The organism is Stenotrophomonas sp. CASM114 (assembly GCF_049384325.1).
Classification (GTDB): domain Bacteria; phylum Pseudomonadota; class Gammaproteobacteria; order Xanthomonadales; family Xanthomonadaceae; genus Stenotrophomonas; species Stenotrophomonas muris.
This window is the reverse complement of the sequence record NZ_JBMRGJ010000050.1, coordinates 1-456: the sequence shown is the minus strand read 5'-3', so window position 1 is coordinate 456 and position 456 is coordinate 1. Positions and strand designations below refer to the sequence as shown.

Below are 456 nucleotides of genomic sequence, written 5' to 3'. Positions count from 1 at the left end.
GCTCATGGATGAACTCCTTCTTCGGCCCCATCGTCCTCGCCGTGCTATGATGCTCCCGACCGTTGATCAAACCACAGGACAAGCCCGCCTGCTGCATGACGTAGGGCACAGCGACCTCGCAGAAGCAGTTCCGTAGCTCAACAGCCATTTCGATCGAAGCCTCCACAGCACGCTTGCTGAGACGGTAAACGGCAAGGATATGATGGCGGTCGGCTTGAGCCGGGGTTCCATGATGGTCCCACCAGCGGAAGGTGGAGTTCGCGGTCCTGAATCCAACTGTTAAAGTCACACAGTCATACGGGCTTTTCTCCAAGTCCCTGAACAATGCCTTCCACCGGTCCTGCGTGGCGAGCACGTCACTCTCGATGAAAAGGTAATGGTCGGCGTCGATCCCGATCTCCTGCACCGCCGCCAGCGCCACCGCATCGCATTTGAACCATTGGTTGGTCTGTTCCC

1 protein-coding gene is annotated in these 456 nt (G+C 57.9%); it reads right to left on the bottom strand.

All coding sequences use genetic code 11. The features are described from left to right. Window positions 1–456 (bottom strand): hypothetical protein (locus VG566_RS20420; protein ID WP_423172731.1); only part of this gene is annotated, 456 nt, incomplete at both ends.